A 10,026-nucleotide genomic window follows, 5' to 3' on the forward strand; every position below is an offset into this window, starting at 1 on the left:
CGCGCAGCAAGGGTCGTGCCCGGCGTGCGACGGTGTTGTGGTGGTGCCGCGGGTATGCGGCGGTGTGGGTGCGTGGCAGGTGCCGGAGGGCTTCAGTCCTCGATGCCGAGATCGCGCAGTCCGGCGCGGTACAGCTCGACATTGCCGAGTTTGATGTCCTCGTAACCGCGCACTACATCGGTCAGTGCGGCTGCTGCGGTGGCTGTGTCGTAGTTCTCGGTGGTCAGGCCATCAGCCAGTCGTCGCACCATGTCGGTGTAGTGGGCCAGCAGTTCGCGTTCGACCTTGCGGACGTGGGCGTAGCCGAAGGGGTCGAGCATGGTGCCGCGCAGGAACTTACCCTTGGCCAGAACCTTCAGCGCCACATGCGACTTCGGCCTGAGTCCGATCTTCTTGTCCCGACCCAGTGCGCGCAGCATCGGCGGGTGCAGTTTGTAGGTGAGCTTCTCGCCACCCGGCACCTGGGCTTGCACGTCGGCGAGGAAGTCCGGGTCCACGAGCAGTCGGGCCACCTCGTACTCGTCCTTGTACGCCGTGAACTTGAACAGCCCGCGTGCGACCGCCTCACTGAACTCGGTGCGCTCGGTGACGGAACGTTCTGCCGCCCAAACTGATTCGACCGTCTCGAGGTAGCGGCGCGCCACCTTCGCGTTCTGGTAGCCGATCAGCTGCGCTGCTCGAAGTTCCACGAGCCTGCGCACCTCGCCCTCGAAGCTGGTGTGTGCCAGCAACTCCGCGGGCGCCACCGGCTGGGTGCGCCGAGGCCGACCGGTTTCGACCGCCGCCGCGAACGCCGCCGGATCGGCGACGGCGACCCGCCCCCACCGGAACGCCGCGATGGTGGCGTTCACCGCGACACCGTTGATCCCGATGGCTTCCTCGATCGCCGCGACGGGCAGTCGCAGCCCGCCGGTCTGCACGGCCGCGCCGACGATGAGGAAGTTCGCCGCCGCGGTGTTCCCGAACAGGGTCAGCGCCGCCGCGAGCGCGTCGAAGTGACTGATCGAATTCGTCACCGTGGCAAGGCGTTCCAGCAGCGTTTCCGTCGCGGGGTAGGCCACCGACTTGTCGAACACCATGTCGCCGGTCGGGGTCTGACTCGTCGAGGCCACGGCCGTGGTGCTCGCCGCGTCGCCGTACTGGAGGTATTTCGGATCGGTGGCGGTGAGCAGGTCGACGGCGAGCAGACAGTCCGCGCTCCCCGGGGTGAGCCGGTTGGCGGGCTCCAATTCCGTTGCGGAGAAACGCAGGTGCGACAGCACGGGTCCGGCCTTCTGGCTCAGGCCGATCTGGTCCAGGCTCTCTACCTCGTATCCGGCGCGCAGGGCGGCGGTGGCCAGCACCTGGTTCACCGTCACGATGCCGGTGCCGCCGATGCCGGCGATCAGTACGTTCTGGGTGCGTTGCGGTGCGTCCACGGCCGGATCGGTCACCGCGGGCGGCTCGATGGTTTTGCGCGGCTCGGCTTTCCCCTTCTCCGGGTCGACCTCCACCGTCACGAACGACGGGCAATCGCCGTCCAGGCAGCTGTAATCGGTGTTGCACGAGGTCTGGTCGATGCGGGTCTTGCGCCCGAATTCCGTCTCGACCGGCTGCACGGACAGGCAGTTCGACTTGGCGCCGCAGTCGCCGCAGCCCTCACAGACGGCCTCGTTGATCACCACCCTGGTGTTGCGAACCGGCAGCGTTCCGCGTTTGCGCTGCCTGCGGGCATCGGCGGCGCAGTGCTGGTCGTAGATCAGCACGGTGACGCCCTCGATCTCGCGCAGCATCCGCTGCGCCTCGTCGAGCCGGTCGCGATGCCACAGCAGCGTGCCCTTGGCCAGCGCCCGCTTGTGGTGGCGCTTGGGATCATCGGCGCAGATGATGATCTGTCCGACGCCCTCGGTGGTGAGCTTGTGGGTGAGCTGGGCGACGGTGATCCCGCCCTCCACATCCTGGGCGCCGGTCATCGCGACGACCTCGTTCCAGAGCAGCTTGTAGGTGATGTTCACCTTGGCCGCCACGCATGCCTGCACGGCCAGCTGCCCGGAATGGAAGAAGGTGCCGTCGCCGATGTTCTGGAACAGATGCGGGACGTCGGTAAACGGCGCCTGCCCGATCCACTGGCTGCCCTCACCGCCCATCTGGGTCAGCCCGGTGACCGCGCTGTCGGTGCGCCCGGACATGGTGACCAGCGTGTGGCAGCCGATGCCGCCGCCGCCGATCGAGCCGTCGGGCAGGGCGGTGGAGCGGTTGTGCGGGCACCCGCTGCAGAAGTAGGGGGTCCGCTTGGCGGAGAGGACTTCGAGCGGAAGTGCCGGTGGCGCTGCCCGTTTCAGCTCGACCCGCCCGCGCAGCACCCGGCGCAGCGGGGCGAGCAGGCGTCCCGCGGTGAGTTCGCCGTCGACGGGCATCAGTCGCGCGCCGCGCTCGTCCTGCTTGCCGAGCACCTGCGGCGCGTCCGTGGTGCCGTAGAGGATCTCGCGGACCTGGGTTTCGATGAACGCGGTCTTGTCCTCGACGACGATCAGTTGCTCCAGGCCACGGGCGAACTCGGTGAGCGCGGCGGAGCCGAGCGGGTACGGCATGCCGATGCGCAGCAACCGGATTCCGGCCCGGTGCATGGTCGCGTCGTCGACGCCCAGATCCAGCAGGGCCTGGCGGACGGCGTCGAAGGTGGTGCCGGTGGCCGCGATCCCCACCGTAGCCTCGGCCGGGTCCACCTCGATCACGTCGAGGGCGTTGGCCGCGCCGTAGGCGTGCACCGTCGCCCAGCGCGGTCCGTACAGGTCCGCCTCGGCGAGCACGCTGTCGGTCGGCGCCGCCATCGGCCGCTGCCGGTAGACGAACGGCCTTCCCTCCCAATGCACTTCGGGCACCGTCACGGCCAGGTCGGCCACGCCAGCGTCGACCGTCCAGGCGCCGTCGGCGACATCGGCGACGATCTTCAGCGCCACCACACAGCCCGACGCCCGCGACAGCGCGATGCCCTGCATGCCCAGGGTGATGATCTCCTCGGCATTGCGCGGGAACAGCACCGGAACGCCCATGGCGGCCAGCGAGCGTTCGCTCACCGCGGGCACGGTCGACGACTTCGAGGCCGGATCGTCGCCCACCAGCAGCAGCACGCCGCCGCGCGGGTTCACCCCGTACATATTGGCGTGCCGGATGGCGTCGGTCGCGCGGTCGACGCCGGGGCCCTTGCCGTACCAGACGCCGACAACGCCGTCGTGGGTCGGCTGTCCGGCGGGCAGCTCGGCCTGGCTACCCCAGACCGAGGTGGCCGCCAGCTCCTCGTTGAACCCGGGAACGAAGGTGATGTCGTGCTCGGTGAGCACCTCCGGCATGCCGAGCAGCATCTTGTCCACCCCGCCCAGCGGGCTGCCCTGGTAGCCGGAGACGAATGTGGCGACGCGGCGACCGGCACGGATATCGCGCACGTGCTGTTCCACCATCAGCCGGGCGATGGCCTGGACCCCGGTCAGCAGCACCGGGCCCGCGCCGGAGCGGTAGCGATCGGCGAGGTCGTAGGGTGCGGCCGGGTCGGCCAGCGGTCGGGCGGTGGAACAGACGACGCTGGTCATGATCACCTCACTGCGCGAAGGAACTTGCTATCGGTGCAGCGAAATGTGCCGGTGATAGGTGATCTGTGTCAACAGTCGGCTAAAAAGTTGATCAGACTGCTCAAAAGTGATCTGCGCCACTGACTCGAATGCGTCAATCTGCTCGAGTCGCGAGACCTAGGTCACATCGCGGGTGTTCGTCAGATGCTCGACCAGGGGCAGGCTCCGGTACCCGATCGGGGTGGCCAGCGCGAGCATCGTCTCGGTGTGTTTCACGCCCTCGATGGCGTGGACCCGCTGGATGATCTCCAGCAGGTCCTGCTGGGATCGCGCGGCGATGCGGACCAGCAGGTCGGCGCGGCCGGTGGTGGCATGCACCTCGAGTACGTGCGGGAACCCGCGCAGCGTCTCGATGATCGGATCCAGCTTGTTCTGGTCGAGTTCGATGCCGAGGAACGCGTGCACCGCGAACCCGATCGCCTGCACATCGATATCGGGCGGATACCCCCGCACGGCGCCCGAGGCCTCGAGCCTGCGCATCCGCGCCTGCACGGTATTGCGGGCGACCCCGAGCCGTTGCGCCAGCTCGAGGATCGGCGCCCGCGGATCACGGGCCAGTTCGGCCAGCAACGCGGCATCGAGTGCGTCGAACTTGATGGTCATGGGCGCATTCTGACACGCCGCGAACCGGCTGACTTCACACCGGACTCAGCCGTGCAGGGTCGGTCGGTAGACGAGTTCCTGGATGTCGCCGTCGAGCGTGCGGTGCTCGAGCAGTTCGAGGTCGAAGTCGGCCGCGCCCCGGAAGATCGGGTCGTCACCGGTCTGTCCGGTGATCACCGGGAACAGCGTCACCTGGACTCGGTCTACGAGTCCCGCGGCCATCAGCGCCCGGTTCATCGACAAACTGCCGTGGGAGCGCAACGGCACCGCGGACTCCTCCTTGAGCCGGGCGACGACATCGATCGCGTCGCCGCGCGCGATGGTCCCGTCCGGCCAGTCGAGCGGCCCCTCGAGGGTGTTCGACACCACCGTCGCCGGGAGATCGCGCATCCGGGTGACCCAGGGGTCGCGCACCTCGTCCACGTCGCCCGCGGCCAGCATGTCCGCGAACGCCCGATAGGTGTTGGGCCCGAAGATCATTCGCTGCTCCACCTCGAACAGAGCGAGGCGGTGGTCGAGCAGTTCGGGGCCTTGCTTGCCCCAGTACCCACCCCAGTCACCATTACCGTTGTAGCTGCCGAAGCCGTCGAGGCTGGAAAAGACATCGAAGGTGTAAGTGGTCGCCATCGGGTTCTCCTGATCGTCTGCGGGTTGTATCGATGCAGACGAGCTCACCCGGGCAAACTCATCGCCCGATGCGGCATTCCCCGGCCGATCGGGTTACGACGGCCCGAGGAGGGTGACCGCTTGCAGCGCCAGATGCAGCTCCGCCGACTGCACCGGGTCGGCGGTGTCACGGCCGGTGAGGTCGCGAATCTTGCGCAGGCGGTAGCGCACCGTATTGCGGTGACAGTGCAGCTGTTCGGCGGCGGCGGCGGTCGATCCGCGGCATTGATACCAGGCGTCGAGCGCCCCGATCAGATCGTCGCGTTCGGCAGTGGGCAGTCGAAGTACGGGCCCGAGGATCTGGGTCGTGGCCCGCCGACTCGCCTCGGGCACCGTGACGAGCAGGTGGGCCACGGGCTCGCTGCCGAATCGGACGACGGTGTGCGCGCCGGGTCGCGCGCTGCGGGCGGCGAGGCGTGCCTCGGTCAGTGCGCCGGGAATGGCGGTCGGGCTGGTGAAGGGGGCGCTGAGGCCGGTCCGCCCGTCGACGAGCTCGGGCAATGCGATGGCGGCCCGTTCGACCGCCACGGGCGTCGCCGAGGACAGCAGCCCGGTGTGTGAGTCGATCTGCGAATCCCACACGGATCTGGCGCCGAGATCTCGCAACGCGCCGACCAGGCTGCCGGGGAGGGTGGCGCCGGGGTCGGTGGTCTCGATCGACACAACCGCGAACGTGCCGTTCTCGGACAGGCCCAAAGTGCGCAGCGCGGTCAAGGTGTGCGCGGGATTGTCGGAGTGGTCGTCGAAAAGCGTACGGACCAAACGGTTCTGGGACTGCGCGTCGACATGCGCGAGCATGATCTCGGTCTCGCGGTATGCCTCGACAGCCGCGTCGGAGAACGAGTCGATCAGTTCCCACAGCGCGGTGGCGAGGTCGTGCAGGCGCGGATCGCCCGGACCGGTGGACCGGGCCGTGAGTTCCTCCCAGAGCAATCGGCCGCCGAGCCGGAAGGCGTGCAGCAGCGCGGCGATCGGGACTCCGCGCTCGGCCTTGAGTCGTCCGACCGCGCGCGCGGTGTGCAGCCGCGTCGGCTCGGCGCCGGACAGGGTGGTGATGATCGCCGTGAGGTTGTCCAGGCATGCCTGCTGGAGTTCCTCGGCCGTGAGCAGCCCCGGATCGGCATAGGAACGGTCCGCGGCGGCGATGCGACTCACCAGCTCCTCGGCCAGCTGCTCGACCGAGTCGAGCAGCTGTGCGGCCGGCTCGAAGGTCGACGTGGCGGTGGTCGGCGGTGGTGCGGTCACCCCTCGATGTTAGGTGACACGACATGATCCACGCCACCATAGATTTGTGCACGGGCACATCAAGTGAATCGACCAGCGGAGTCGACACCGGTCGTACTCGGGATCGATGGCCAGAGCGCGCAGATCTCGACATGAGCCGCATCACGTCGTCGTTGTGCTCGCACACAACTGAGGTGGGGGTCGATCCGCAACGAGCGCACATGGTGCCTGCCGGCTCGGCGGCGAGAGAATTGATCCATCTCGTCCGCTGCGCCGTGGACCGTACCGAACAGTTGTGGAGGATCGTCAGTGGTCACCAAGAAGGCAGAGTCCGCCCGTGCCGCGGTCGATATCGCGTTGTCCGAACTCGCCGAAGGCGAGAAGAAGTGGGCGGCCACCTCGCTGTCCGACAGGCGTGCGCTGCTGGATCGGGTGCGTGAGCTCACCGGGCGGCACGGTCAGGAGTGGGTCGCCGCAGCCATCGGCATCAAGGGGCTCGACGCCTCCTCTCCGTTGGTCGGTGAGGAGTGGATCTCGGGACCGTATGTGATGGCCGCCGGACTCGGCGCGCTGGCGAAGACGCTCGACGTCCTCGCCCGCGGCGAAAGTCCGCTCCACAACGCCTCTTTCGGTGTCGCGGGCGACCGGATCACCGTCGATGTGCTGCCCGCGAGCCCGTTCGACGCGCTGCTGCTCAACGGATTCAGCGCCGAGGTGTGGTTGCAGCGCGGCGTCAGCAGTGCCGCCGCGAAGGCGAATGCCGGTCTGGCCCAACTGGACCCGAGCCGAACACAGGGGATCGGCGCGGTGCTCGGCGCGGGCAACATCACCTCGATCGCGCCGTTGGACGTCCTCTACGAGCTCATCGCGCACAACCGGGTCGTCGCGCTCAAGCTCAACCCGATCACCGATCCGATGCTGCCGGTGTTCACCAAGATCCTGGCCCCGCTGATCGAGCTCGGCGCGGTGCGGCTGCTCACCGGTGGCGCCGAGGTGGGCGGCTATCTGGTCGACAACGATCTCGTCGACCACGTGCACATGACCGGCAGTGCGCGCACCCACGACGCGATCGTCTGGGGCGCCGATGCCGAGGCGGCCGAGCGGAAGCTGGCGGGCACGCCGAAGCTCACCAAGCCGGTCACCAGCGAGCTCGGCGGCGTGTCGCCGACGATCGTGCTGCCGGGCGACTGGAGCGCGGCCGATATCGGCTACCAGGCCGAGCACGTCGCCACCCAGCGCCTGCACAACGGCGGCTACAACTGCGTCGCCGCCCAGGCGCTGATCATCTCCGCCGATTGGGCGCAGAAGGACCAGTTCCTCGCCGCGCTGCGCGACGCGCTCGCGAAGGCGCCCGCCCGTCGCGCGTACTACCCGGGCAGCGACGATCGCGTGGCGCGGGCCTTCGAGTCCTATCCCGGGGCCGAGCGGCTCGGACCGAGCGGTGAGCGGCTGCTGGTCACCGGGGTCGCGCCGTCGCCGGTCGAGCCGCTGCTGGCCGAGGAATACTTCGCGCCGGTGCTCGGCGTGGTCGAATTGCCCGGAACCGGCGCGGAATTCACCTACGCGGCGGCTCGCGCCGCGAACGAGGCGTTCGTCGGCACGCTCGGCGTCAATGTGATCGCCGCGCCCGCCACGATCTCCGAGCTCGGTACGGCCTTCGACGAAATGATCGAGGATCTGCGCTACGGCACGGTGGCGATCAACGCGTGGACCGGCGTCGGCTACCTGACGCCGACCGCGTCGTGGGGCGCCTTCCCCGGCCACACCGTCGACGACGTGCAGAGCGGCATCGGCGTCGTCCACAACGCGTGGTTGATCGACCGGGTGGAACGCACCGTCGTGCGCGGCCCGTTCCGTCCCGCGCCGCGGTCGCTGCTGCGCGGCGAGCTCGCGATCTCGCCGAAGCCGCCGTGGTTCGTGGGCAACAAGACCGCCGCGAGTACGGGCAGATTGCTAGCCGGGTTCGGCGCCGACCCCGGCTGGCTGCGCCTGCCCCAGATCTTCGCTTCCGCCCTGCGCGGCTGAGCCCGACTTCCTTGGAGAATCAGATGAACAACAGCATCGCCGACTACGTCGTCGTCGGCACCGGTTCCTCGGGCGCGGTGCTCGCGGCACGGCTCAGCGAGCGCTCGGCCACCAGCGTCATCGCCCTGGAAGCCGGTCCCGAGGACAAGAATCAGGCCGTCCACATTCCGGCGGCGTTCTCCAAGCTGTTCCAGACCGACCTCGACTGGAACTACCTGACCACCCCGCAGTCCGAACTCGGTGAGCGCCAGATCTTCTGGCCGCGCGGCAAGATGCTCGGTGGGTCCTCGTCGATGAACGCGATGATGTGGGTCCGCGGTTTCGCGGCCGACTACGACGAGTGGGCGCGCGCCGCCGGGCCGGACTGGTCGTTCGCGAACGTGGTCGAGTACTTCCGGCGCATCGAGTCCGTCGAGGACGCCACCGAACCCGACGAGGGTCGCTCCGGACCGCTGCGGATCTCGCACCAGCGCAGCGCGCGCCGGTGGACCGACGACTTCCTCGCCGCGGCCGAGCACGCCGGTTTCAAGCGGGAGCGCGCGAATCTGCCCCAGCCCGAAGGTTTCACGCAAACCATGGTGAGTCAGAAACGCGGCGCCCGGTGGAGCACCGCGGATGCCTATCTGAAGCCGGCGCGCAAGCGTTCGAATCTGACCGTGCTCACCGGCGCGCAGGCGACGCGGATCCTGTTCGAGGGCACCCGGGCTGTCGGCGTCGAATACCGCAAGGACGGCATCACCCAGATCGTGCGCGCGAGTAAGGAAGTGGTGCTGTGTGGTGGGGCGATCAACAGCCCGCAGCTGCTGCAGCTCTCCGGTGTCGGTGACCGGGAAGAGCTCGGCCGCCACGGCATTCCGGTGGTGCACCACCTGCCCGAGGTCGGCCGCAACCTCACCGATCACCTCGTCTCGCTGCTCGGCTTCGCCGTCGACTCCGACACGCTGTTCGACGCGGAGAAGCCGTGGGAGTTGCTCAACTACCTCGCCCGCCGCAAGGGCATGCTCACGTCCAATGTCGGTGAGGCGTACGGCTTCGTGCGCAGCAGCCCCGAACTCGAACTGCCGGATCTCGAGATCATCTTCGGGCCCGCACCGTTCTACGACGAGGGGATCGGCGTCGCGCCCGGCCACGGGATCGCGGTGGGCCCGATCCTGCTCCAGCCGCGCAGCCGCGGCACGGTGACCCTGGCCTCTGCCGACCCGACGGCCAAGGCGCTCATCGACCCCAGGTACCTGTCCGACCCCGACGGCGCCGACCGCGCCGCGCTGCTCGCCGGCCTGCGGATCTCCCACCGCATCGCGACCGCCGAGCCACTGGGCTCCCGAATCGGCGGATTTCTCCGGCCCAGACGCGAGCAGTCGACGCTCGCGGAAACCCTCGAGGAGGCCCTGACTTGGCAATCTCACACTCTTTACCACCCCACCAGCACTTGTCGGATGGGTACCGACGCAGCCAGTGTCGTCACCCCTGACCTGAAGATCCGCGGCCTGGATGGTCTGCGCGTGGCCGACGCCTCGGTGATGCCGACCATCATCCGCGGCCACACCCACGCGCCGTCGGTGGTCATCGGTGAGAGGGCAGCCGATCTCCTCCGCTGAAACCGCCGTCGCTCAGAGGGTGAACGTCAGGGCGTCCGGTCGAAGGTAGTCGCCGGGATCGGAGAGGAAACGCAAGGTCGGGCGCCCCTGCGCGGGAATGCGTTCCAGCTCGCCGCGCAACGTGTGCTCATAGGTGTCGCCACGCGCGGTGAAGCCGGGAAGCCAGTTGTCGTGATGGCTGGGCACGAACATCGCCGGTCTGATCGCCTCGATGTACTGGCGCACATCGCGTAAACCGTTGAGCGGCTGGTTGAAACCCTGGATGGCGCCCAATTGCACGTCGCTGCCGGGCAGCGCTCGCAGAA

General features: G+C 68.5%; 6 protein-coding genes and 1 pseudogene. 2 read left to right on the forward strand and 5 right to left on the reverse strand.

The window, feature by feature from the left end:
* Positions 1-92: 92 nt before the first annotated feature.
* From NS1_RS11595 to NS1_RS11610, 4 genes are all read right to left on the reverse strand, one after another.
* Positions 93-3,566, reverse strand: coding sequence for an indolepyruvate ferredoxin oxidoreductase family protein (locus NS1_RS11595; RefSeq protein ID WP_062984125.1), 3,474 nt, complete (start codon positions 3,564-3,566; stop codon positions 93-95).
* A 156-nt stretch (positions 3,567-3,722) separates the two neighbouring features.
* A complete protein-coding gene (locus NS1_RS11600) occupies positions 3,723-4,208 on the reverse strand; it encodes an Lrp/AsnC family transcriptional regulator (RefSeq protein WP_062984039.1) in 486 nt (161 codons plus the stop codon).
* 45 nt (positions 4,209-4,253) lie between these two features.
* Positions 4,254-4,835, reverse strand: coding sequence for a dihydrofolate reductase family protein (locus NS1_RS11605; protein WP_062984041.1), 582 nt, complete (start codon positions 4,833-4,835; stop codon positions 4,254-4,256).
* A 93-nt stretch (positions 4,836-4,928) separates the two neighbouring features.
* The gene (locus tag NS1_RS11610) at positions 4,929-6,119 is read right to left on the reverse strand and encodes a PucR family transcriptional regulator (protein ID WP_062984043.1); all 1,191 of its coding nucleotides are present in this window, start codon (positions 6,117-6,119) and stop codon (positions 4,929-4,931) included.
* Between the two features lie 288 nt (positions 6,120-6,407).
* Here NS1_RS11610 and NS1_RS11615 point away from each other — a divergent pair, with 288 nt between their 5' ends.
* The gene (locus NS1_RS11615; protein ID WP_062984045.1) at positions 6,408-8,123 is read left to right on the forward strand and encodes an aldehyde dehydrogenase family protein; all 1,716 of its coding nucleotides are present in this window, start codon (positions 6,408-6,410) and stop codon (positions 8,121-8,123) included.
* 23 nt (positions 8,124-8,146) lie between these two features.
* A complete protein-coding gene (locus tag NS1_RS11620; RefSeq protein WP_062984046.1) occupies positions 8,147-9,721 on the forward strand; it encodes a GMC family oxidoreductase in 1,575 nt (524 codons plus the stop codon).
* Between the two features lie 12 nt (positions 9,722-9,733).
* Here NS1_RS11620 and NS1_RS40775 read toward each other — a convergent pair.
* Positions 9,734-10,026 (reverse strand): annotated as a pseudogene (locus tag NS1_RS40775) (MBL fold metallo-hydrolase); the annotation flags it as partial.

The sequence above is a fragment of the Nocardia salmonicida NBRC 13393 genome (assembly GCF_001613085.1).
GTDB classification, from domain to species: Bacteria; Actinomycetota; Actinomycetes; order Mycobacteriales; family Mycobacteriaceae; genus Nocardia; species Nocardia salmonicida.